Origin of the sequence: Pseudoflavonifractor intestinihominis, from assembly GCF_040096055.1 — a bacterium.
GTDB lineage: Bacteria > Bacillota > Clostridia > Oscillospirales > Oscillospiraceae > Pseudoflavonifractor > Pseudoflavonifractor intestinihominis.
This window is the reverse complement of the sequence record NZ_JBBMFK010000004.1, coordinates 77,042-99,205: the sequence shown is the minus strand read 5'-3', so window position 1 is coordinate 99,205 and position 22,164 is coordinate 77,042. Positions and strand designations below refer to the sequence as shown.

21 protein-coding genes, 5 tRNA genes and 4 pseudogenes are annotated in these 22,164 nt (G+C 60.6%); 17 read left to right on the top strand and 13 right to left on the bottom strand.

The window, feature by feature from the left end; all coding sequences use genetic code 11:
- The first annotated feature begins 161 nt into the window (after nucleotides 1-161).
- Nucleotides 162-1,517 carry a uracil-xanthine permease family protein gene (locus WMO64_RS03810; RefSeq protein ID WP_349231063.1) on the top strand — a complete coding sequence of 452 codons (1,356 nt, stop codon included), beginning with the start codon at nucleotides 162-164 and terminating at the stop codon, nucleotides 1,515-1,517.
- A gap of 69 nt (nucleotides 1,518-1,586) precedes the next feature.
- Here the strand turns inward: WMO64_RS03810 and WMO64_RS03805 are convergent, their stop codons facing one another.
- The 6 genes from WMO64_RS03805 to WMO64_RS03780 all read right to left on the bottom strand — a co-directional run bounded on the left by WMO64_RS03805 (nucleotide 1,587) and on the right by WMO64_RS03780 (nucleotide 3,010).
- Complete coding sequence (locus tag WMO64_RS03805) at nucleotides 1,587-2,417, bottom strand: TrmH family RNA methyltransferase (protein WP_349231062.1); 831 nt, start codon at nucleotides 2,415-2,417, stop codon at nucleotides 1,587-1,589.
- 100 nt (nucleotides 2,418-2,517) lie between these two features.
- A tRNA-Cys gene (locus WMO64_RS03800) sits at nucleotides 2,518-2,591 on the bottom strand.
- Between the two features lie 49 nt (nucleotides 2,592-2,640).
- Nucleotides 2,641-2,716 (bottom strand) — tRNA-Gly (locus WMO64_RS03795).
- 42 nt (nucleotides 2,717-2,758) lie between these two features.
- Nucleotides 2,759-2,834 (bottom strand) — tRNA-Phe (locus WMO64_RS03790).
- A 3-nt stretch (nucleotides 2,835-2,837) separates the two neighbouring features.
- Nucleotides 2,838-2,914, bottom strand: a tRNA-Asp gene (locus WMO64_RS03785).
- A gap of 20 nt (nucleotides 2,915-2,934) precedes the next feature.
- Nucleotides 2,935-3,010, bottom strand: a tRNA-Val gene (locus WMO64_RS03780).
- Nucleotides 3,011-3,429: 419 nt separating this feature from the next.
- On the opposite strand from WMO64_RS03780, the gene WMO64_RS03775 reads away from it, so the two are divergent.
- Complete coding sequence (locus WMO64_RS03775; protein ID WP_349231061.1) at nucleotides 3,430-5,214, top strand: Na/Pi cotransporter family protein; 1,785 nt, start codon at nucleotides 3,430-3,432, stop codon at nucleotides 5,212-5,214.
- 72 nt (nucleotides 5,215-5,286) lie between these two features.
- On the opposite strand, the gene WMO64_RS03770 is transcribed toward WMO64_RS03775, so the two are convergent.
- The gene (locus WMO64_RS03770; protein ID WP_294517321.1) at nucleotides 5,287-6,090 is read right to left on the bottom strand and encodes a hypothetical protein; all 804 of its coding nucleotides are present in this window, start codon (nucleotides 6,088-6,090) and stop codon (nucleotides 5,287-5,289) included.
- Nucleotides 6,091-6,419: 329 nt separating this feature from the next.
- On the opposite strand from WMO64_RS03770, the gene WMO64_RS03765 reads away from it, so the two are divergent.
- The 9 genes and pseudogenes from WMO64_RS03765 (at nucleotide 6,420) to WMO64_RS03725 (ending at nucleotide 12,484) form a co-directional block, all read left to right on the top strand.
- Nucleotides 6,420-7,712 carry a polysaccharide deacetylase family protein gene (locus WMO64_RS03765; protein WP_294517323.1) on the top strand — a complete coding sequence of 431 codons (1,293 nt, stop codon included), beginning with the start codon at nucleotides 6,420-6,422 and terminating at the stop codon, nucleotides 7,710-7,712.
- A 290-nt stretch (nucleotides 7,713-8,002) separates the two neighbouring features.
- Nucleotides 8,003-9,154 (top strand): DUF6017 domain-containing protein, encoded by a 1,152-nt coding sequence (locus tag WMO64_RS03760; RefSeq protein ID WP_349231060.1) that lies wholly within the window; start codon nucleotides 8,003-8,005, stop codon nucleotides 9,152-9,154.
- A gap of 15 nt (nucleotides 9,155-9,169) precedes the next feature.
- Complete coding sequence (locus tag WMO64_RS03755) at nucleotides 9,170-9,382, top strand: DUF5348 domain-containing protein (protein ID WP_349231059.1); 213 nt, start codon at nucleotides 9,170-9,172, stop codon at nucleotides 9,380-9,382.
- A gap of 105 nt (nucleotides 9,383-9,487) precedes the next feature.
- Nucleotides 9,488-9,964: a PcfB family protein gene (locus WMO64_RS03750; RefSeq protein ID WP_349231058.1), complete on the top strand. Its 477-nt coding sequence runs from the start codon at nucleotides 9,488-9,490 to the stop codon at nucleotides 9,962-9,964.
- A pseudogene (locus WMO64_RS03745) lies at nucleotides 9,961-10,257 on the top strand (VirD4-like conjugal transfer protein, CD1115 family); the annotation flags it as partial. The gene WMO64_RS03750 and the pseudogene WMO64_RS03745, both read left to right, overlap by 4 nt.
- A gap of 31 nt (nucleotides 10,258-10,288) precedes the next feature.
- Nucleotides 10,289-10,684 (top strand): annotated as a pseudogene (locus WMO64_RS03740) (recombinase family protein); the annotation flags it as partial.
- Nucleotides 10,685-10,776: 92 nt separating this feature from the next.
- Nucleotides 10,777-10,896, top strand: a complete 120-nt coding sequence (locus WMO64_RS03735; RefSeq protein WP_072849168.1) for a transposon-encoded TnpW family protein — start codon at nucleotides 10,777-10,779, stop codon at nucleotides 10,894-10,896.
- Nucleotides 10,897-10,938: 42 nt separating this feature from the next.
- Nucleotides 10,939-11,166: pseudogene (locus WMO64_RS03730) on the top strand (type IV secretory system conjugative DNA transfer family protein); the annotation flags it as partial.
- A 328-nt stretch (nucleotides 11,167-11,494) separates the two neighbouring features.
- The gene (locus tag WMO64_RS03725) at nucleotides 11,495-12,484 is read left to right on the top strand and encodes a DUF4368 domain-containing protein (protein ID WP_349231057.1); all 990 of its coding nucleotides are present in this window, start codon (nucleotides 11,495-11,497) and stop codon (nucleotides 12,482-12,484) included.
- Between the two features lie 73 nt (nucleotides 12,485-12,557).
- Here WMO64_RS03725 and WMO64_RS03720 read toward each other — a convergent pair whose 3' ends face one another.
- The 5 genes from WMO64_RS03720 to WMO64_RS03700 all read right to left on the bottom strand — a co-directional run bounded on the left by WMO64_RS03720 (nucleotide 12,558) and on the right by WMO64_RS03700 (nucleotide 16,512).
- Entirely contained in the window at nucleotides 12,558-13,013 is a 456-nt protein-coding gene (locus WMO64_RS03720) for a CD1247 N-terminal domain-containing protein (protein ID WP_349231056.1), read from the bottom strand.
- Nucleotides 13,014-13,328: 315 nt separating this feature from the next.
- Nucleotides 13,329-13,892, bottom strand: coding sequence for an elongation factor P (gene efp / locus WMO64_RS03715; RefSeq protein WP_294517327.1), 564 nt, complete (start codon nucleotides 13,890-13,892; stop codon nucleotides 13,329-13,331).
- A 123-nt stretch (nucleotides 13,893-14,015) separates the two neighbouring features.
- Nucleotides 14,016-15,080: a M24 family metallopeptidase gene (locus tag WMO64_RS03710; RefSeq protein WP_349231055.1), complete on the bottom strand. Its 1,065-nt coding sequence runs from the start codon at nucleotides 15,078-15,080 to the stop codon at nucleotides 14,016-14,018.
- Between the two features lie 68 nt (nucleotides 15,081-15,148).
- Nucleotides 15,149-15,994: a TIM barrel protein gene (locus WMO64_RS03705; RefSeq protein WP_349231054.1), complete on the bottom strand. Its 846-nt coding sequence runs from the start codon at nucleotides 15,992-15,994 to the stop codon at nucleotides 15,149-15,151.
- Nucleotides 15,991-16,512: a YqeG family HAD IIIA-type phosphatase gene (locus WMO64_RS03700; RefSeq protein WP_294517334.1), complete on the bottom strand. Its 522-nt coding sequence runs from the start codon at nucleotides 16,510-16,512 to the stop codon at nucleotides 15,991-15,993. Before WMO64_RS03700 ends, WMO64_RS03705 begins: the two co-directional genes overlap by 4 nt.
- Before the next feature lie 90 nt (nucleotides 16,513-16,602).
- Between WMO64_RS03700 and WMO64_RS03695 the strand changes: the two genes are divergently transcribed.
- From WMO64_RS03695 to WMO64_RS03685, 3 genes are all read left to right on the top strand, one after another.
- Complete coding sequence (locus WMO64_RS03695; RefSeq protein ID WP_349231053.1) at nucleotides 16,603-17,379, top strand: hypothetical protein; 777 nt, start codon at nucleotides 16,603-16,605, stop codon at nucleotides 17,377-17,379.
- 95 nt (nucleotides 17,380-17,474) lie between these two features.
- Nucleotides 17,475-18,833, top strand: coding sequence for an 8-oxoguanine deaminase (locus WMO64_RS03690; protein ID WP_349231052.1), 1,359 nt, complete (start codon nucleotides 17,475-17,477; stop codon nucleotides 18,831-18,833).
- A gap of 45 nt (nucleotides 18,834-18,878) precedes the next feature.
- On the top strand, nucleotides 18,879-19,169 hold the full coding sequence (locus WMO64_RS03685) for a hypothetical protein (RefSeq protein WP_294517340.1): 291 nt from the start codon (nucleotides 18,879-18,881) through the stop codon (nucleotides 19,167-19,169).
- A 124-nt stretch (nucleotides 19,170-19,293) separates the two neighbouring features.
- On the opposite strand, the gene WMO64_RS03680 is transcribed toward WMO64_RS03685, so the two are convergent.
- Entirely contained in the window at nucleotides 19,294-19,758 is a 465-nt protein-coding gene (locus WMO64_RS03680) for a DUF2798 domain-containing protein (RefSeq protein WP_294517342.1), read from the bottom strand.
- A 294-nt stretch (nucleotides 19,759-20,052) separates the two neighbouring features.
- Between WMO64_RS03680 and WMO64_RS03675 the strand changes: the two genes are divergently transcribed.
- The 3 genes and pseudogenes from WMO64_RS03675 (at nucleotide 20,053) to WMO64_RS03670 (ending at nucleotide 22,072) form a co-directional block, all read left to right on the top strand.
- Entirely contained in the window at nucleotides 20,053-21,066 is a 1,014-nt protein-coding gene (locus WMO64_RS03675) for an inorganic phosphate transporter (protein WP_349231051.1), read from the top strand.
- 198 nt (nucleotides 21,067-21,264) lie between these two features.
- Nucleotides 21,265-21,378: pseudogene (locus WMO64_RS17105) on the top strand (MerR family DNA-binding transcriptional regulator); the annotation flags it as partial.
- A gap of 43 nt (nucleotides 21,379-21,421) precedes the next feature.
- Nucleotides 21,422-22,072: a hypothetical protein gene (locus WMO64_RS03670; RefSeq protein WP_349231050.1), complete on the top strand. Its 651-nt coding sequence runs from the start codon at nucleotides 21,422-21,424 to the stop codon at nucleotides 22,070-22,072.
- The last annotated feature ends 92 nt before the right edge of the window (nucleotides 22,073-22,164 follow it).

The window sequence follows — 22,164 nt, the reverse complement described above, 5'->3', positions numbered from 1 at the left end:
CCGGATGCTGAAAGGAGGGAACCGTCATGACGCTGTCTTGCTTTGCCAATCGCCTTTACGGCCCCTTCCTTTCCGTTTTCATCTGACAATCACCCAGGTGATTGTTTTTTTTTGCCCTCACAGGCAGTGTGTGTCCGCAACGTGAAGAAGGGAGAATCCACATGAATCAGCAAGAACCCATCCGCGACGCCCGGACCCTGGGCATCCCCAAGATGCTCATCCTGGGCCTCCAGCACATGTTCGCCATGTTCGGCGCCACCATCCTGGTGCCCATCATTGTCAGCAAGCAGTACGGCCTGCCCCTGAGCATCCAGACCACCCTGTTCTTCGCCGGAATCGGCACCCTCTTCTTCCACCTGTGCGCCAAGCTGAAGGTCCCCGCCTTTCTGGGCTCCTCCTTCGCCTTCCTGGGCGGCTTTGAGATGGTGAGCAAGCTGGACACCGGCGCCTACGCTACCATGTCCGCCACCGACAAGCTGGCGCGGGCCTGCGGCGGCATCGTTATCGCCGGACTGCTCTACCTGATCCTGGCCCTCATCATCAAGCTGGCCGGCGTGAAGAAGGTCATGCGCTTCCTGCCCCCCGTGGTCACCGGCCCCATCATCGTGTGCATCGGCCTGTCCCTGGCCCCCAGCGCCATCTCCAACGCCTCCACCAACTGGCCCCTGGCCATCATCGCCCTGGCCATCATTGTGGTGTGCAACATCTGGGGCAAGGGCATGGTGAAGATCATCCCCATCCTGCTGGGCGTGGTGGGCGCCTACATCGTGGCCCTCATCATGCACATGAGCGGCATGACCAACCCCGACGGCAGCGCCATCCTGGACTTCACCGAGGTGGCCAGCGCCTCCATCCTGGGCCTTCCCCCCTTCCATCTGGCCAGCTTTGACCTGACCGCCATCCTGGTCATGGCCCCCATCGCCATCGCCACCATGATGGAGCACATCGGCGACATGTCCGCCATCTCCGCTACGGTGGGCGAGCAGTTCATCGAGGACCCCGGCCTCCACCGCACCCTGGTGGGCGACGGCATCGCCACCGCCCTGGCCGGCATGTTCGGCGGCCCCGCCAACACCACCTACGGTGAGAACACCGGCGTTCTGGAGCTGTCCAAGGTCTACGACCCCCGGGTCATCCGCATCGCCGCCTGCTTTGCCATCGTCCTCAGCTTCATCCCCAAGGTGGCCGATGTCATCGGCTCCCTGCCCGCCTCCATCATCGGCGGCATCTCCTTCATCCTCTACGGCATGATCTCCGCCATCGGCGTGCGCAACATCGTAGAGAACCAGGTGGACTTCACCAAGTCCCGCAACCTGATCATCGCCGCCGTCATCCTGGTGTGCGGCCTGGGCTTCTCCGACGGCATCACCTTCGTGGTGGCGGGCACCTCCATCACCCTCACCGGCCTGGCCATCGCCGCCCTGGCCGGCATCATCCTCAACGCCATCCTCCCCGGCAAGGACTATGTCTTCGGCGCCAACCCCACCGGCGACCAGAACCGCGGCATCCACCGGTAAACAATCCAACTGAGAAAGAACGCCCCGACCGCATCTGCGGCCGGGGCGTTTTCCTTATCTTATCTTCTATTATTCCCGCACCCTCAGCTGCCAGAAGGCCACGGCGCTGGCGGCGGCCACGTTCAGGGAGTCCACCCCGTGGGACATGGGGATGCGCACGGTGTAGTCACAGTGGGCGATGGTGGACCGGCACAGGCCGTCTCCCTCGGTACCCAGCACGATGGCCAGCTTGTCCTCCGCCATCAGGGCAGGGTCGTCAATGGATACCGAGTCGTCGCTCAGGGCCATGGCGGCGGTCTTGAAGCCCATGGCATTGAGCCGGGAGAGGCCCCGCTCCGGCCAGTCAGAGGGGCTGTCCCCGATACGGGTCCAGGGGATCTGGAACACGGTGCCCATGCTCACCCGTACCGCCCGGCGGTACAGCGGGTCGCAGCAGGTGGGAGTGACCAGCACAGCGTCCATGTGCAGCGCCGCGGCGGAGCGGAAGATGGCCCCCACGTTGGTGGAGTCCACAATGCCCTCCAGCACGGCCACCCGGCGGGCCCCGGCGCACAGCTCCTCTACCGTGGGCAGCACAGGGCGGCGCATGGCGCACAGGATGCCCCGGTTCACCTGGTAGCCAGTCAGGGCGGCCAGCACTTCGTTGTCCCCGGTGTACACCGGGATATCCCCGCAGCGCTCCATGATCTCCCTGCCCTGGCCTGCCAGGTGCTTGCGCTCCATCAGCAGGGACAGGGGCTGGTATCCGGCCTCCAGCGCCCGGGCGATGACCTTGGGGCTCTCAGCGATAAAGATCCCCTTCTCCGGCTCCAGCCGGTTGCGCAGCTGGGCCTCCGTCAGCCGGGTAAAGACCTCCAGCTCGGGCAGGTCCAGGCTAGTGATTTCGATCAGCTCTGCCATTGTGCTCCCCTCCACAGCTTGCACATCTGTTTTCTCTTCCGGTCCAACACCGGTAACGATATATAAGGAAAAATCCCGACTGCAAAAGCAGTCGGGATTTTGGAGGCGCCACCCAGACTCGAACTGGGGGTAAAGGTTTTGCAGACCTCTGCCTTACCACTTGGCTATGGCGCCGATTACAGATAACAGGAGCAAATAACTTGCTCCTGTTATCCTCTGTTTCTGGAGCGGGTGACGAGGCTCGAACTCGCTACCTCCACCTTGGCAAGGTGGCGCTCTACCAGATGAGCTACACCCGCGGGGGTATCTCTCTGAACCACACTATGCAGTTCAGAGAGATTTGGTGCCTCCGGTCGGAATCGAACCAACGACACGGGGATTTTCAGTCCCCTGCTCTACCAACTGAGCTACAGAGGCAAATGGCGACGCGGAAGGGACTTGAACCCTCGACCTCCGGCGTGACAGGCCGGCGTTCTAACCAACTGAACTACCACGCCACATGGTAGGGGATTCAATCTGGTGGGAACAACAGGGCTCGAACCTGTGACATCATGCTTGTAAGGCATGCGCTCTCCCAGCTGAGCTATGCTCCCCTGTTGGCCGCTTTGTTTATCTCTCGTTCGCGACGAAGGTTATTATACTAAAGCCATCCCCAAATGTCAACCCTTATTTTCATCTTTTTTTCGCGGATTTTTCTCCCGCAGTCTGTTCCGCCGCTTTATACTGATTTTTATTTCTAAATCCAGACATTTATTGTGATATGGATTCAAAATTGGCTCAAATTATTTTCTCTTCTTTTTCTTTCGCCTTTTCTGTTTCTTCAATATATTTACTTTTTATTCTTATATTTCCCATTTTCCGCTAAAATATGCGAAAAAACTTTACTTTTGTCGTTTACGAACTAATTACTGGGGTTTATAATGTATCTTGGGATTGTTTCCGCGCTGACCGGCGCGGGGCTTTTTCCGCCGCGATGCTCTGATCCATCTATCATAATATCTGGAGGCGAACTGTGAGTATTTATGATGTGATCTCTCTTTTGGGCGCCATCGCAACCTTCCTCTTCGGCATGACCACCATGACCAGCGGCCTGGAGAAGCTGTCCAGCGGCCGTCTGGAATCCATCCTGGAACGACTGACCAACAACCTGTTCATGAGCGTCCTCATCGGCGCCCTGGTCACCGGCCTGGTCCACAGTTCGGCCGCCACCACCATCATGTGCGTGGGCTTCGTCAACTCGGGCATCATGAAGCTGGAGCAGACCGTGGGCATCATCATGGGCGCCAACATCGGCACCACCATCACCGCCCAGATCCTCCGTCTGGGGGACATCTCCTCGGACAACCTGCTGCTCTCCATGATGCGTCCGGAGTATTTCGGCCCCATTATGGCGGTGGTGGGCATTGTGCTCTACATGTTCATCAAGAGCGGCAAGAAGCGGATCGTGGGGCAGCTGCTGCTGGGTCTGGGTCTGCTGTTCATCAGCATGCACACCATGACCGCCGCCGTGGCCCCGCTCCAGGACGTGCCTGAGTTCCGCAACCTGTTTGTGGCCTTCTCCAACCCCCTGCTGGGCATTCTGGTGGGCGCCCTGGTCGCCGCCCTCCTCCAGAGCTCCACCGCCTCTGTGGGCATCCTGCAGGCCCTCACCTCCACCGGCGTCATCACCTTCAACATTGCCTTCCCCATCATCATGGGGCAGAACATCGGCACCTGCATCACCACCCTGATCTCCTCCATCGGCGCCAGCCGCAACGCCAGGCGCACCGCCATGCTCCACCTCTACTTCAACGTGATCGGCACCCTGGTGTTCCTGACGGCCATCTACGGGGCCCAGCTGGCGGCCACCCCTGCCGGCGGCCTGCCCTTCTGGTCCTCGGTCATGAACATGGGCGACATCGCCTCCTTCCACACCTTCTTCAACATCGGCTGCACCGTGCTCCTGCTGCCCTTCCACAAGCAGCTGGTCCGCCTGGTGGAGCGCACCGTCCCCGGCGACGAGAGCCGCGCCTTCACCATGCTGGACGAGCGTTTCCTGGCCACCCCCGCCGTGGCCCTGGAGCGGGCCCACGACGCGGTGGTCCACATGGGTACCCTGGCCCGGGACAATTACCGCATCTCCGTGGCGCTGCTGAGCCAGTACGACCCCAAAAAGGTGGAGCTGATGCGGGAGAACGAGGACACCCTGGACAAGCTGGAGGGCGCCCTGGACAACTACCTGGTCCGCCTGTCCAACCACTCCCTGTCGGCGGCGGAGAGTACCCAGGTGTCCGAGCTGCTCCACACCCTCTCCGACTTCGAGCGGATGGGCGACTACTCCGTCAATATCTCGGAGAGCGCCGCCGTACTCCACGACCGTGGCATCACCTTCACGGAGCCCGCCCAGCGGGAGCTCGCCTCCCTCACCGACGCGGTGGGCGAGGCCCTGGACAAGACCCTGGAGTGCTACACCAACCGCTCCCGGGAGCTGGCCTTCCAGGTGGAACCCCTGGAAGAGGTGGTGGACCTGCTGCGGGACGAGCTGAAAAACCGCCACATCGAGCGGTTCAAGACTGGTGCGTGCACCATTGAGCAGGGCACCCAGTTCCTGGAGCTGCTCATCAACCTGGAGCGCGTGTCCGACCACTGCTCCAACGTGGCCCTTCAGATCCTCCGCCGCACCGCCCCCAAGAACGACCTGGTCCTCACCGACACCCACGCCTATCTCCATCAGCTCCACCACGGCTCCAGCCAGAGCTTTGACGAGCTGTTCTCCTCCTATCGGGAAAAGTACATGGCCCCCATCGACGCGGCTTAAAAACAAAAAGCGGGCGTCCGCCCGCAGAAGAAGGCCCGGCAGCAAATGCTGCCGGGCCTTCTGTTTACGTGATTACATGAGCTTTACGGTGTAGTAGACGGCCATGATCAGCACCCAGGCAGTGGGGACTGCATAGTAGACCATCTCGCCCACGCCGGTGCCGATGATCAGGGAGGCGATCAGGACCACCGCCATCAGCGCGCAGCTGACGTAGATCAGGATGTAGTTGGCGGTCTTGGGCAGGAGCTCGATCTTCTTGTCCTTCAGCGTCAGGGCTCCCTCGCCGTGCTGGGCGGCGGCGGCCACGGCGGCCACGACCACCAGCACCACCACCATCAGCCCCAGGGCCACATAGGTCCGGATTCCGCTGCTGCCGGCAAACCGGATGTAGATGCCCAGCATTCCGGCCGCGCAGGTCACGGCCACGGCAAAGAACTCGGTCTGATAGATGTAGTATACAAAGGCCAGCACCGCAAACACTACGTTGGCGAAAATCAGAAACTCCACGCCGGTGGCGTTGAACTGCCACACAAGGGCGCTGTAGACGCCCAGCAGGATCAGGAACAGGCCCACGGCCCAGAAGAAGACGCCCTGCTTTCCCTTTTTCCATCGGGCCCGGGCCAGCACCAGGACCGCAACGCCTGCGATGATGCCCGCGAAGGTGACGACCTTGATGGCGGAGGCGATGGCCACCGCCAGGTTGATCCCGAACTCATCCACCGTGAAGTTGATGAAATATTTCTGCGTCATCAGCAGCAGGAACTCCAGAACCACCGCTCCCACGATCCAGTAGAGAACTTTGGTAAGCGCGATGTCCTCCTGACGCTGCTTCTCTGCCTTCAGCCGCTGCCTTTCCAGCTTTTCTCTGCTATCCATTTATCCATCTCCTATGGAAATACTCCTGCGCTGCCGGCAGGTGCGAGGAACCAATCCTCTGTATTTTACCAGAAAGTGACCTACTTTGCAACTAGAAAAACCATCCGCCCGCCTGTTTCAAAAAAATTCGACTTTTTTACTCCGGTCAAAACTTTTTCCCCCACTCCTCCGTCTATCCAACACCTGACAGCATACGCCGGAAAATCTGAAAAAAAATTTAAGGATTTGTAACCCCTTTGTTATCTACTTTTCGGATTTTTTGTCGTATCATAGTGGTTACTGGCAAGGCACAACAAATAGAGAATCATCTTGCAGGAGGAACGCTTTCCATGAGAACAAAAATCAACCGCCTTCTCGCGTTGGGGCTTGCTCTGGCCCTGATGCTGCCCCTGGCCGCCTGTAAATCCACTGGCGACGGCGGCCAGTCCCAAACCCCCGCCCCTTCCCAGAATGAGGAGCAGCCCGCCGCTACCCCCACGCCCACCCCTACCCCCGAGCCTGAAGTGGACCCCTATGACGCGGTGCGCAACTACTGGAGCGAGGACCAGCTCACCCAGGCCTGGGGCCCCGACCAGCCGGTGGAGCACCTGTTCTTCCACCCCCTCATCGCCTATCCCCAGTTCGCATTCCATGACGCCTCCATCCCGGAGTCCCAGCGCAACGGCCTGGACGACTGGATGGTGACGGTGGACGAGTTCAAGAAGATCATCCAGAGCGTCTACGACAAGGGATACATCCTGGTGAACATGGGGGATGTGTGGAGCGAGGTCACCGACGAGAACGGCGTGAGCCGGATGCAGCGCAACACCCTGATGCTGCCCGAGGGCAAGAAGCCCCTCATCATCTCCTTTGACGACGTGAACTACTACGAGTACATGCTGGAGGAGGGCTTCACCTCCAAGCTGGTGCTGGGGGACGACGGCCAGATCTGGGCCGAGTGCACCGACCCCTACACCGGCGAGACCTTCCTGACCCAGGACCTGGACGCCACCCCCATCCTGGACAACTTCGTCCTGGAGCACCCCGACTTCTCCCTCAACGGTGCCAAGGCCATCTACTCCCTCACCGGCTACGAGGGCATCCTGGGCTACCGCACCCAGAACGACATCGACATCGCGGCGGACGACCCGGCCCGGCCCGCCTTTGACGCCAAGCGCGCCGCCGAGATCGAGGCGGTGAAGCCCATCATCGCGCGGCTGAAGGAGACCGGCTGGACCTTCGGCTCCCACACCTGGGGCCACATCAATCTGGGCTCCGATAAGGTAGACCTGGCCTGGGTCCAGCGGGACACGGTCCGCTGGGCCGAGGAGGTGGGCAGCCTGGTGGGTCCCACCAACATCCTCTTCTACCCCCACGGCGCCCGCCCCGACGGCGACGACTGGCACAACACCGGCGCCAAATTCCAGTATCTCCAGAGCCAGGGCTTCCGCATCTTTGCCAGCGTGGGCATCAACGCCTTCTCCTACATTAAAAAAGACATCTCCGCCGTCATCTGCGACCGGCTCCACCCCGACGGAACCACCCTCCGCTGGGCCCGCAGCCGCTACCTCCAGTTCTATGACGCCCAGGACATCATCGACCTGACCGTCCGCCCCGACCTGGGCTACGACTTCAGCAAATAAACCACAGCGGGACCTGCCGCAAAGGCAGGCCCCGCTATTTTTTGTCCTTTCCATGCAAAAAAGCCCGGAGCGAAAAGAGCGTTGCCATAAGAAAACATGAAAAACCCAGTAATATCAATGTTTTTTAGGGCAGCGGAAAACGGGGCAGGTCAAAACAACTGAATAATCAGACAGAAACGGGGTGTTGTCAAGCTGACAGCGCCCTTTTCTGTTCCCCGGCCAAGCCGCAGATTTTGAAAAAAGTCTGCGGCTTTTCTTTTTGCCCAAATGCAGAAAGGAGGCGACGGCCTATGTACTTCACTTCCGGCAGCGACCGGGCCTTTGAACAGCTCATGCAGGGCAAGCCCGGTTTCGACCACTACGACAGCGGCGAGGCGGTCACGCCGGAGGACTGCGGCACCTGCCGCTTTTATCGCCCGCACTGGAAATATCAATTCTGCGTCTATGCGGAATGTCCCTACCAGCCGGGCAAGCTGACCGCCTACGACGCGGTGACATTTCGAGTGAAAGGAGTTGAGAACATGGCAGTATTCCGTGTGGAGCGCAACAAGGGCTACACGGTGATGTCCAACCACCACCTGCGGAACAAGGATTTGTCCCTGAAAGCCAAGGGCCTGTTATCGCAAATGCTCTCCCTGCCGGAAAATTGGGACTATACCCTGAAAGGCTTATCCCTTATCAACCGGGAAAGCATCGACGCCATCCGCACGGCGGTATGGGAGCTTGAAAAAGCCGGGTATATCACCCGCCAGCAGAACCGGGACGGCAAGGGCAAAATGGCCGACATGATCTACACCATCTACGAACAGCCCCAGCCCCGGCCAGAGCAGCCGGACGAGGCCGCACCGGGATTGGAAAACCCGGTGTTGGAAAATCCAACATCGGATAATCCGACACCGGGAAACCCGACATTGGAAAATCCAATGCAAATAAATAAAGATATATCAAGTAAAGAAAAATCAATTACTGATGTATCAATTACCGATCCCATTCCTATCCTTTCCCGACCCTCTCCTTTGGAGGACGAGGCGGCACAGCAGCCGGAACGGAAAGGAACGGGAGCGAAATCACAGAGCGCCATAGAGATTTATCGTGAGATCATCATGGACAACATCGAGTACGAACACCTTTGCCAGCACGTCAAGGGCATTGACCGGGAAACGCTGGACGAGATCGTGGATTTGCTGGTGGAAACCGTATGCAGCGCCCGAAAGACCATCCGTATTGCCGGGGACGATTACCCGGCAGAGCTGGTGAAATCCAAGTTTATGAAGCTGGACAGCAGCCACATTGAATTTGTGTTCCAGTGTTTGAGCAAGAACACTTCGGAAATCCGAAACATCAAGAAATACCTGTTGGCTATGCTGTTCAACGCCCCCAGCACCATGAACGGTTACTATACCGCACTGGTGGCCCATGACATGAACACCGGCAAAATCTGAAAGGAGGACGGCCCTATGAAACAGGGTGCATTGATCTTCGACGAGCGCAGCGACCGTTACGACATTCGCTTTGATCTGGCGGACTATTACGGCGGCCTGCACTGTGGCGAAACCTTTGACGTGATGGTGGGCGGCAGGTGGAAGCCCACCCGCATTGAGTACGGGGACGACTGGTATCTGGTTGGCATCCGTGCCGACGACCTTTCCGGCCTGCGGGCGAGGATTTAATCGGGGACAACCGGCGCAAGCGGCTGTCCCTTTTCTGTTTCCTGCGGCGGCTGACGGTGCCACCTTAACCGTGCCGCCGCACTTCTGCGAAAGGAGGGATAGCGATTGCAGGAGGAAGTAACCCAAAAGACAATGGCCTTTTCCATCAAATCGGCCAAGCTGACGGCCCAAGTGCTGCAAGCGGCGGCCCGCAAGTTTCTGGAAGCCAGAAACAAGGGCAAGACCAAGCTGCACCACGGCCAGCAGAGCTTAAAGCAGCTCAAAAAGCACGGGGCGGCCCTGTCCAACATTGAGATCACCGACGCCAATATCGGCCTTTTCCGGCCCTGCGCCAAGAAATACGGCGTGGACTTCACGCTGCGGAAAGACGCCACCACCCATCCCCCGCACTACATTGTGATTTTCAAGGCCAAGGACGCCGACAACATGGAACAGGCGTTCAAGGAGTTCACAGCCAAGAAATTGCAGCGGGAGGAACGGCCCTCGATCCGCAAGGACATTGCCGCAAGCAAGGAAAAGGCGGCGGCCCGCAACGCTAACCGGGCCAAGGAGAAATTCAAGGAAAGGGGGCTGTCACGATGAAGCCGGAAGTGAAAAAGCTGATAATCGCCAACCTGCCCTATCTGCTGTTTGTCTATCTGTTCGGCAAGTTGGGGCAGGCGTACCGGCTGGCGGAGGGTATCGACCTTTCCCAAAAGCTCCTGCACTTTGCGGACGGCTGCGCGGCGGCCTTTGAAAATGCCGCCCCCAGCTTCAACCCCTTTGACCTGCTGATCGGTGTCGCCGGTGCTGCGGCGCTGCGGCTCATGGTGTACTGCAAGGGCAAGAACGCCAAGAAATACCGCAAAGGCGTGGAGTACGGCAGCGCCCGATGGAGTGCATAATCTTAAGTGTAAAGAACTCTACATGGACGCACAGGAGGATATGCACATGAATGATTACAACAAAATCACAGCCCTTTACTCCCGCCTTTCCGTAGGCGACGAGGACAGGGACGGCGGCGAAAGCAACTCCATACAGAACCAGAAGAAGTTTTTGGAAAGCTACGCCAGACAGCTAAAATTGACGAATATCCGGCACTACATTGACGACGATGAAAGCGGCAGATTTTTCGACCGCTCCGCCTACTCCCGCATGATAGAGGACGTAGAAAACGGTAAAATCGGCGTGTGTATTATGAAAGACATGACCCGCTGGGGGCGCGACTATCTCCAAGTCGGCAACGCTATGGAGATATTCAGACGGAACAATGTGCGCTTTATCGCGGTCAACAACGGGATAGACAGCGAGAAGCCCGACACATTTGTCGGGCTTCTTTACAGGAGGTGTCGCACATGGAACAGGCAGCAGCCAAAACGAAAGCAGGACAGGCAAGTCCGGCAGGAACATTCAGCATGAAGCTGGGCAAGACCACCTATGTGGTGGGCGTTCATTTCAGCCAGACCGCAAAGGACACGCTGGAGGACAAAATGAAGCGACTGATGAAGGACGATGTGAAATCATCGAATTTTTGATGCAAAACTCGGTGAGATATTCCCTTCATTTATCTTGACAAAACACTCCCGAAGGGCAGCTTGATCGGTGAAGTGGGCCAGCTCCTTATCCGCAGCGGCTACCGCGTGAAAGTGCTGAACACCATCAACTTTTCCAAGAGCATGAAATACAACCCGTTTCGGTATCTGCACTCGGAAAAAGACGTGTTGAAGCTGGTAAACACCCTGATCTGCAACACCAAGGGCGAGGGCGAAAAAAGCGCGGAAGATTTTTGGGTGAGTGCGACTCGTTCGCTGGCGGTAAAAAGTCAGCGGACAAACAACAAAATACCGTTGTTTGGATAACTGGTAATCCGACAGGTGGAATGACGGGGTAACGCCCTGAAACGCCTGCCCTCGGTGGGCGTGCATCGGCCGCAAAGCCGGTGTACGAAGCCCCACGACAACGGCCGAGAGCAACCGTAGCCGCCGCAACGGCGGCCGAAAGCGGTCTGAAGGCAGACTGTGTTGCCTATAGGCCAAGGGGCTATAAAATACCCACGGTTAGAATGTTCGCCGTAGCGGGCGAACTGACGAATCCGCGAATGTACGGGTCTATAAGAAGACCATATAGAAATGTATGGGTGCGTTCAAGCGCAGCCGGTGTGGTTTAGTAGAAATTTTCCCTACGAACGACCATGTTGTGTTACAGGCACATCCCAGCCGACAGGCTCATAGCGGAAACCTATCGTTCAAGAGCAAGAAAGTATTATGGAATGATCCGGCAGACTGGGTGATCTTTGAGAACACGCAGGAACCCATCATTGAGGAAAGCGTGTTTCTGATCGTTCAGAAAATCCGGCAGGGCCGCCGCCGCCCGACCAAGATGGGCGACATGGGAATGTTCTCCGGCCTGCTGTACTGTGCGGATTGCGGCGGAAGGATGTACCTGTGCCGGACGAACTACTTCAAGCCGGAACAGGAATACTACATTTGTTCTACCTACCGCAAAGACCGCACCTTATGTACGACCCATTCAATCCGGCGCGTTGTCCTTGAAGAAATCGTACTGCGGAACCTGCGGGAAGCCATTCAGTATGTGACGCAGTATGAGGACGACTTTGTGCAGCGGGCAGCGGATCAAAGCCTGCGGGAACGGGACAAGGAGCTGGCGCAAAAGAAAGATACCCTGACGCAATCGCAAAAGCGGATTGCCGAGCTGGATGTTATCATCAAGCGACTGTATGAGGATAACATTTCCGGCAAGCTCTCCGACGAGCGTTTCATCAAACTGTCCCGTGACTATGAGCTGGAACAGACCAACCTTACAAACCTTGTCGAACATCTTCGGCAGGAAGTCAAGGAACAGGAAAAGCAGAAAGTCAATGTCAGACAGTTTATTGCAGCGGTCAGGAAGTACACCGATATGCAGCAGCTTGACGCATCTGTTCTCCGGGAGTTTGTGGAGAAAATTTATATCTCCGAGGTTTACACGCCGGACGAGAACGAGCCGCGCATTAAGGTTAGAGAAATTGAGATCGTCTATAACTTCATTGGTGCATTTGATTTTGAGGAAGCAAGGGAGCAATCCCAAGCAGCCCAAAAAGAAAAGAAAACCGGCGTAGCCTAAACTACGCCGATTCTCTCACATAAATGTTTTCTTACGTCACCGCTCCTAAACGCTCCGGGCTTTTATCGCTTGCTTATTCCTCGCCGTCGTGGTCGTGGTCATGGTCGCAGCCACAGCCGCAGCCGCAGTCGTCGTCCTCACAGTCGCCCATGTCGATGACGAACTTGCCCTTGCAGTGGGGGCACTCCACGGTGCCGGCCTCCAGCACGTCCTCGTCGATGACCAGGTCCTCGCCGCAGGTGGGGCACTTGACCTCAAAGAAGTCGTCGTCCCCGCAGCCGCACTCGTCCTCGTCCTCGTCATCCTCATCATAGACAACCTTCTCCACGTCGGAGAGATCGTCGGAAATGGCGTCGATCTCCTCGCCCATGGCCTCCATGTTGTCCTCCATGTCCTCGATGGACAGGCCGACCTCTTCCAGGATGCCGATCATCACGCTGATGAGCTTGCCCTCCTTGGACTCCTCGGTGTCCAGCTTCATGCCCTCGGCCAGACCCTTCAGGTACGCGACCTTCTCAGAAATCGTCATGTTAATCTCCTTTCACACTCATCCTCTTGGGACCGTTCGAAAGTGGATATTCCGCCATGCCTCACCCGGACGGCAGATTGCCGTCAGGATAAACGCAGGCCTTGCAGCGCTCCAGGTACTCGCCGGTACGGGTGACCCGGCCAAATCGGAATTTGTCCGGGGTCCCTTTTCCACTTCCGCGGGCGGAGTGAATCCGCCCTGCGGCAAGATTTTGCCGCAGGCAAAATGCTTGTACGCGCTGCCGCGCGCCCCGCTGTGCGGGGCCCCGCCGACACCCGTGTGGAAACCGGTCCTGTCCTCCGGTGTTGCCTGAACTCAGGCCTTGCAGCGCTCCAGGTACTCGCCGGTACGGGTGTCGATCTTGATACGGTCGCCGGGGTTGATGAACAGGGGCACCTTGATCTCCGTGCCGGTCTCCAGGGTGGCGGGCTTGGTCACGTTGGTGGCGGTGTCGCCGCGGAAGCCGGGATCGGTGTCGGTGACCTCCAGCTCCACGAACGTGGGAGGCTCCACGGAGAAGATCTTGCCCTTGTAGGAGTTGATCTTGCAGGTCATGTTCTCCTTCACGAACCGGAAGTTGTCGCCCAGCACGTGGCCGTCGATGGGCACCAGGTCATAGGTCTCGGGGTCCATGAAGTAGTAGAGATCGCCGTCGTTGTAGCTGTACTCCATGTCCTTGCGCTCCACAAAGGCCTCCTCGAACTTGGCGGTGGGGTTGAAGGAGGTCTCGGTGACGCCGCCGGTGATGACGTTCTTCATCTTGGTGCGGACAAAGGCCGCGCCCTTGCCGGGCTTCACGTGCTGGAACTCGACCACCTGCATAACCTGGCCGTCCATTTCAAAGGTCATGCCGTTACGAAAATCGCTTGCACTAATCATGGGTATCGTCCTCCAAAAATTGGTATCTTGTGGGGGTTCACATATTATCAAGCTATTCTACCGTATTCTTCCCGTTTTTGCAAGGGCTTTTCCCCCTGACCGGCAGAATTTTAAGGAAATCACTCAGAGAACAATGAGTTCCTTGGGCGCTTTGGTGATATCGATGCAGCCGTCCTCGGTCATGACGGCCACGTCCTCGATGCGCACGCCGAAGCGGCCGGGGAGATAGATGCCCGGCTCGGCGGACACGGCAGCGCCCACGGGCATGAGGGTCTCGTCCCGCATGTTGGCGTTGGGGGACTCGTGGATCTCGATGCCCACGCTGTGGCCGTAGCCGTGGCCGAAGTACTCGCCGTAGCCGGCGTCCTCAATGACCTTGCGGGCGGCGGCGTCGATGCTCTTGCCGGTGACCCCGGCCTTGGAGGCGGCCAGACCGGCCAGCTGGGCCTGGAGCACCACGTTGTACACCTTCTTCATCTCCTCGGTGGGCTCGCCCAGGGCCACGGTGCGGGTCATGTCGGAGCAGTAGCCACCGTAGATGCAGCCGAAGTCCATGGTGATGAACTCGCCGCTCTCCACTTTCTTGTCGCCGGGCACGCCGTGGGGCAGGCTGCCGTTGGGGCCGGACACCACGATGGGGTCAAAGGACATCTTCTGGGCGCCGAAGCGGAGCATGTCGTACTCCAGCTTGGCGGCGATCTCCTTCTCGGTGACGCCGGGCTTGATGAACTTGAGGATCTCGTCAAAGGCCCGCTCGGCGATCCGCTGGGCCTTGACCATGGCGTCCAGCTCCTCCTGGTCCTTGGCGGCCCGCAGGCCGTTGACCAGGCCCTGGGCGGGCACCAGCTCCACCTGCAGGGCGTTGTTCAGGTAGTTGTACTGGGCCACGGTCATGTAGCGGTCCTCAAAGCCCAGCTTGCGGATGCCCAGATCGTCGATGGCCTGCTGGAGCAGGGTAGGATAGCTCCGGTTCCGGTCGGTCATGGTGATGGCCGCGCCGGTGACGGTCTTCTCCGCCGCCTCGATGTAGCGGGAGTCGGTGAAGTAGCGGCACTCGCCGGCGGTCACCACCACATAGCCCTCGCCGTGGAAGCCCACGCCGTAGAACTCGCCGGGGGCGCTGGAGAGCAGCATGGCGTCGATTCCGTATTCGGGCAGCTTGGCTGCGATTTGCTTCAGATGATTCATTGTAATCTACTTCCTTCTTTATAAGTTGACGGCTGATTTCTCATCGAGAAGCCGTCCGTACGGCGGCGTTACAGCGCCGCCTGATACAGCTTTTTCATAGTCACCGCATCCTCAGCCTGTGTTCCGGCCGATTCGCAGATAAAGGTGGGGCTCCAGCCCCGGCGGGCGATCTCGGCCATCAGGGGTTCCGGGTCGGGACCGAACTCGTCCTGATCAAAGGTCAGGTGCATCTTCTCGCCGCCATTGGGGGTGAACTGGATCTTGGAGAAGTGGCTGTGGAAGCGGGAGGCCCGCTCCTCCCCCAGTACCTCCGCCACCCGGTCCAGCATGCGGACACAGGCCTCATGGCCCTCCAGCTCCCCCAAGGTGCGGGCGTACAGGTGGCCGAAGTCGATGCAGGGGGTGAGCCGCTCGTCCAGAGTGCACAGCTCCAGCACCTCGTCCAGGTCCCCCAGCTGGTTGATCTTGCCCATGGTCTCGGGGCAGAGGGTGATATGGCCAAAGCCCTCGCCGTCCACGGCGGAGACGATCTCCCGCAGGGAGTTCAGGGCGATGTCCTGGGCCTGACGGCGGGTGCGCTTCATCAGTGCCCCGGAGTGGATGACCACCCGGACAGCCCCCATCCAGTCCGCCGCACGGCAGGCGGCGATGATATAGCCCGTGGTCTTTTTCAGGCTCTCCGGGTCGGGGTTGGCCAGGTTGATGAAGTAGGGCGCGTGGAGGGACAGCGCTACGCCGCTGGCCGCCGCGGCGGCGCCCAGCTTCCGTGCCGTGTCCTCCCCCACGTTGACCCCCTTGCCGCACTGGTACTCGTAGGCGTCCAGCCCCAGGCCGCTGAGCCAGCGGGGGGCGTCCACCGAGGATTTATAGGGAAATGATTCCGCGTTGCCCGCGGGTCCGAATTTTGCGCTCATAATGCTCTCCTGTTGTTTCGTCTTCCCAGAAGCCGGAAGGGCTCCTCCACCGCGTAGCGGAGGTAGCGCCCCGGGTTGCCCGCCAGCTCGATGGGCTCCACCATCAGCGCCTTCACGCCGGACCGCCTGGCCCCCAGGATATCGGTAAAGATCTGGTCCCCCACCATGGCGGTCTGCTCCGGCCTGCGGCCCATGCGCTCCATGGCCCGGAAGTAGCCCGCCGTACCCGGCTTGCCCGAGTGGCCCTGGTAGGGGATGCCCAGCGCCTGGGCGAAATGGCTGGCCCGGGTGGGCTTGCGGCTGTTGGACAGGAGGTAGAGCTCCACCCCCGCCGCCTCCAGCCTGTCCTTCCAGTCCCGCAGGGGCTGGTCCGGCTCCGGCTGGCCGTACTTTGCCAGGGTGTTGTCCAGATCCGCCAGGAGCAGGGTGATCCCCGCCTCTTTGAGGACGGCGGGGTCGATGTCGTAAATGCTGGGATATACCCGGTCGGGTATCAGGGAAAAAGGCAAACCGTTCACCTCATCTGTTCTGCTTCTAAGCCTTAGCATGCCCGCATAGATTGCATTATAGCATTTCGGCAAAACATGGACAAGGGGGTACCATCCATTATGCGTTCCAAAACCCAACTGATTCTCACCGTTCCGCCCGCCGACAGCCGCGCCGCCTCCCGGCTGGGGCTGCCTCTGGCCCACACGGCCTACCGGGTAGGCGGCGGCCCCCACCTGTTCCGGGCCAACATGCCGGTGGCGGTCCGGGGCGGACTGATGGTCATCGATGACGCGGGCTTTGACGGCCTGGGCCAGGCTCTGCCCTTCTGCCATGAGGTCATGCGTGAGTGCGCCGCCAGGGGCTTTGACGGGGTCATCTGCGCCTTCCGCCCCCGGCCCCTCACGGTGCTGGGACAGATCGTCTCCCAACTGGGAGACCTGATGCACAAGCGGGACTGGCCCCTGTACGTCCCCGAGGCCTACGCCCGCTGCTCCGACACGGCCCGGGTACTCATCCCCACCGCCCTGTCGGGCGGCTCCCTCCGCCAGCGGCTGGCCGAGGCGGTGGAGGCGTACGGTGCCGGGCGGGTGGCCCTGGACGTGGAGCTGGTGCGGCAGGACTTCTTCCTGCCCTCCCCCACCGGCCAGGGCGTGCCCATGTCCAGGGAGGAGCTGGACAAAAAGATGGAGGAACTGAGCCCGTCGGTGTTCTTCTCCAACGAGCTGTGCGCCCACTACTTCACCTACATGTCCCCCAAGACCGGCGCCCACTTCGTCCTCTTTGACGACGCCGGCAGCATCCGCAAGAAGCTCCAGCTCTCCCGCAGCCTGGACATCGACAAGGCCGTCCTCTCCTACCCGGACACCGCCGCGCTCCTGCCCCAGATTCTGGCCTGACCGGCCCTCTCCGCTTGCCTTCCCCGCCGCCCCATGATATGATAGTAAGAGGAAAAATCTCCCGGCATCGATCATCAGGAAGGGGGCGCCGCTCCATGTCCACTCTGCTCATCCGCAACGCGCGCTACATTGTCTCCTGCGACGACCGCGACACCCTTTACGAGAAGGTCAACCTCTTTATCCGGGACGGTGTGGTGGAGTACATCGGGCCCAACCTGTGCCACGCTGAGTCCACCATCGACGCCTCCCGCATGGCGGTCTATCCCGGCCTCATCAACACCCACCACCACCTGTACCAGATCTTCTCCCGCAACCTGCCTGAGGTCCAGCGGATGGAGCTGTTCCCCTGGCTGGTGACGCTGTATGAGGTCTGGAAGAACCTGGACGAGGAGGTGGTGTACCATTCCTCCCTCACCGGCATGGGGGAGCTGCTGAAAAACGGCTGCACCACCTGCTTTGACCACCACTATGTGTTCCCCAACCGGGCCGGCGACCTGATCGCCGCCCAGTTCCGGGCGGCGGACACCCTGGGCATGCGGTTCCACGCCTCCCGGGGCTCCATGGACCTGTCCAAAAAGGACGGCGGCCTGCCGCCCGACAGCGTGGTCCAGTCCATCGACGCCATCCTGGCCGACTCGGAGCGGCTGGTGAAGGTGTGGCACGACGGCAGCCGGTATGCCATGCATCGGGTGGCCCTGGCCCCCTGCTCCCCCTTCTCGGTGACCGGCGACCTGCTGCGGGAGAGCGCCAAACTGGCCCGCAGCCTGGGGGTCCGGCTCCACACCCACCTGGCCGAGACAAAGGACGAGGAGAAGTTCACCCTGGAGAAGTTCGGCATGCGCCCCCTGGCCTACATGGAGTCCCTGGGCTGGGTGGGGAATGACGTGTGGTACGCCCACGGCATCCACTTCAACGACGATGAGCTCCGGCTCCTGGCCGAGACGGGCACCGGCGTGGCCCACTGCCCCATCTCCAACATGAAGTTGGCCTCCGGCGTATGCCGCCTCCACGAGATGCTGGACATGGGTGTCCCCGCCGGTCTGGCGGTGGACGGCTCCGCCTCCAACGACGGCTCCAACCTCCTGGAGGAGATGCGGGTGGCCTACCTGCTCCAGCGGCTGACCTACAGCCAGGCGGCCCCCACCGGGTACGACATCCTCAAGCTGGCCACCCGGGGCTCCGCCGCCCTGCTGGGCCGGGACGACATCGGCTGTCTGGCCACCGGCATGGCCGCCGACCTGTTCCTGGTGAACCTGGACCGGATCGAGCTGGTGGCCGCCCAGCTGGACCCCAGGTCCATGCTGGCCACCGTAGGCCTGAAGGGCGCGGTGGACTACACGGTGGTCAACGGCAGGGCCGTGGTGCAGAACGGCCAGCTGGTCACCGTGGACGAGGCCGAGGAGGCCGCCGCCGCCAACGCCTGCGCCGGGCGCTACCTGGGCCGGGTGCTGTAAAAAAAGAGCCGCCCATGCGGCCCAAGTCTGGAGTATCAAGAGAGTATGGAAAAGAAAAATCTGGGCGCCGTCCTCACCGTTGTCATCGAGAGCTTCTGCTATATGGTCAGCCAGTACCTGCTGGCCTCGGCCATCATCTCCTTCCGCCGCAGCTTTTGGTTCGTGGTGTTTTTTGCCGTCAACGTCTTCGTCATCTCCAAATACCTGGAGACCCTGGAGAAGTACGTCAGCCGCCGCCTGGTCCAGTACGGCCTGCTGGCCCTGTGCCTGGTGATCACGGCCGTCTTCGCCTGGTTCTTCGGCTTCCTGGCCATGGAGCTGATCCCCTTCTCCTGACGGACAAAGCACGCCTGAAGTCAGCCACCCCCGGCAAGGCCGGGAGTTCTCTTTTCCCGGATATACAGCGGCAAAGGCCCGCGCCGTCCATGGACGGCGCGGGCCTTCGTCTTTTAACGGAATATCACTTGGCCTCGGCCAGCTGCTTGCGGAACAGGGTCCGGAAGATCAGCCGGGTCAGCGGGCCGCAGTAGAGCATCTGCCAGAACATGGCCATGGGCATATTGCAGCCGAAGGTGTGGATCCAGGTGCCGAAGCTGGGCTCCTTGAAGAGCAGGGTGGCGATCAGGCTCATGACGGGGCACATGATGCACACGATCATAACGGAGATGGCGTAGGTGATGAACTGGGGGCGGTCAGTGGGACGCATGAAGCTGAAGGCCAGCCGGGTAGCCAGCTTCTCCACCACAAAGAACTCCAGCACAAAGGCGATGGGCGCCATGATGGGCAGCTCGTGGAGGGCCATGACAAAGGTGGCGTTGGTGACGCCGCCGGTATTCAGGGCCACATTGTAGACGATCATTCCATAGACCATGATGACGGCCATGATGATGGTGAAAATCACGTTCTGAAACTTGGTTTTGGGCATGCTTTGCTCCTCCTCATATGACACACAGGCTTGTTTTGACCGGCAGCGCAAAAAAAGAAGCAGCGAAACTTTCGTCTCGCTGCTTCCGCTCACTGCGACTACCATTCATTGCTTCGATTATAGCGCAGTTTTCTTCGCCTCGTAAGCGTTTTTTTCATTTCGTAGGAATGGACAAGTCTCCGCGCCGCCATGCGGCGGTGTTTTGGAGAATTTTCCCTCGGTCTTCCGGCAAACAGGTGCTATTTTCCCGGACAGGGCCGTACACTTTCCCATAGCATACCGGGAGGTGGGTCCATGCCCCTGTCCTTGTCCGAGTTTCTCCGCCACGCCGCCGCCAGCCCCGCCCTGGCGGGCACCGCGCTCCTGCTGCTGGCCGTCATCCTAGTCAACGGCTGGACCGATGCGCCCAACGCCATCGCCTCGGCGGTGGTGTCCGGGGTGCTGCCCTTCCGCCGGGCCGCATGGCTGGCGGCAGCCTGCAACCTGCTGGGCAGCCTGTGGGCGGCCGCCGCCGGCGGGGCGGTCCTGGAGACGGTCTTTACCCTCGCCGATTTCGGTCGGAGCGCCTCGACGGCCCTGGCCGCCCTGTGCGCCGCCATGACGGCCATCGTGTGCTGGGCGGTGCTGGCGTGGCGGTTCGGCATCCCCACCAGCGAGAGCCACGCCCTGGTGGCCGGGCTGTCAGGGGCGGCAGCCGCCCTGCCCGGCGGACTGTCCAACCTGCGCCCCGGACCCTGGCTGCGGGTAGCCGGAGGGCTGGTCCTGTCGGTGGCCCTGGGGGCCGCGCTGGGAAGGGGGGCGGCCCGGTGGATGGAGCCCATAAAGATCCCGCCCGCCCGCCTGGCCCGGGGCCAGATTCTGGCCGCCGGAGCCATGGCCTTTCTCCACGGCGCCCAAGACGGGCAGAAGTTTATGGGCGTCTTTCTCCTGGGGGCCGCCCTGGCTCAGGGGAGACAGGACTGGGACACCTTCCCCCTCCCCCTGTGGCTGGCCCTTCTCTGCGGAGGCGTCATGGCCCTGGGCACTGCTCTGGGCGGAAAGCGGATCGTGGCGGCCCTGGGCCGTGCAGCGCCCCTTACGCCCCAAACCGGCCTGGCCGCCGACCTGGGCGGCGGGCTGTGCCTGCTGCTGTGCACCCTGCTGGGCCTGCCCGTGTCCACCACCCATGTCAAGACCGCCGCCATCCTGGGGGCGGGACGGGGCGGAGAGCCCAGTCCCGTCCTGGCCATGGCTCTGGCCTGGCTGCTCACCTTTCCCGGCTGCGCCCTTCTGGGCTTCGCCGCCGCCCGGCTGTTCCTGGCGCTCTGACCGTCTCTCTCAGGCCCTCTTCCGCCGGGCACCGGCATATCAGACAGCGGCGTCACCCGGCAGCGCGCCCCTTAAGGCGCTGTTTCCCCCCAACGCCGCCTTTTCTCCTCCTCAGGCATCTTGTCCGCGCCCTGTCCCGTTTGATAGAATATTTGTGACAGAAAAAGCTTGCAACAGGAGATTGGAAAGGTAGACAGCATGAAGAAGTATAAGGTGAGCAGTCTGGCAAAGGAGATGGGGGTGTCCGCCGACCTGCTGAAGCTGTACGAGGAGCACGGCCTGCTGGAGCCCCGCCGAGACCCCCAGTCCCGCTACCGGTACTACTATCTACGACGGCGGCCGGGTGGTCAGCTCCATGACTCTGCGGAACATGGGCTTTTCCGTCCGCCAGACCAGCGCGCTGCTCAGCGGCGCCTCCCTGACCCAGCTCCACGCCGCCCTGGGAGAGCGGATCGCGGGCCTGCAGGAAGAGCTGGCCCGGCTGGAGCGGCTGATCCCGGCGGTGGAGGAGTACGCCGCCCTGCTGGAGGGTGTCTCCGCTCCCTCCGCCCCCGTCTCCTGTATGCGCCCCGGGTACTACTTTCTGGCCCAGTCCGCCCAGGAGGAGTTCCATCAGACCGAGCGGCAGAAGGCCCTGGCCCGCCGCCTGCTGGAGGAACTGCCCTACAGCGAGCGGCTGCTGGTGATCGACCGGAACTCCTTCGCCCAGGGGCAGGAGTTCCGATTCCAGTGGGGCCTGGCCATCCGGGAGGACCGGTCGGAGGGCTGGCCTCTGGAGGAAATGTGCTATTTCCCGCCCCGCCCCTGCCTCCGGATGGCCGAGGCCCACTCCGCCGCCTCTCTGGTGTGCCGGGAGGCCTTCGCCCCCTTGGGCCGCTTCCTGGCCGGAAACAGCATGGCCCTGGAGGACGACATTGTCTGCCAGGTGCCCGTCACCTCTGTGGAGGGGGGACAGCGCACCGCCTATCGGATGATCTACCTGCCAGTGTCAGCGGAAAATTGTTAGGAGATTGTTAAATTTTTTTCGTTCCCCCTCTTGACTTGGGTGTTACACCCAGCTTTATACTCTCTTCTGTTAAGAACTTCACAAATTATTTC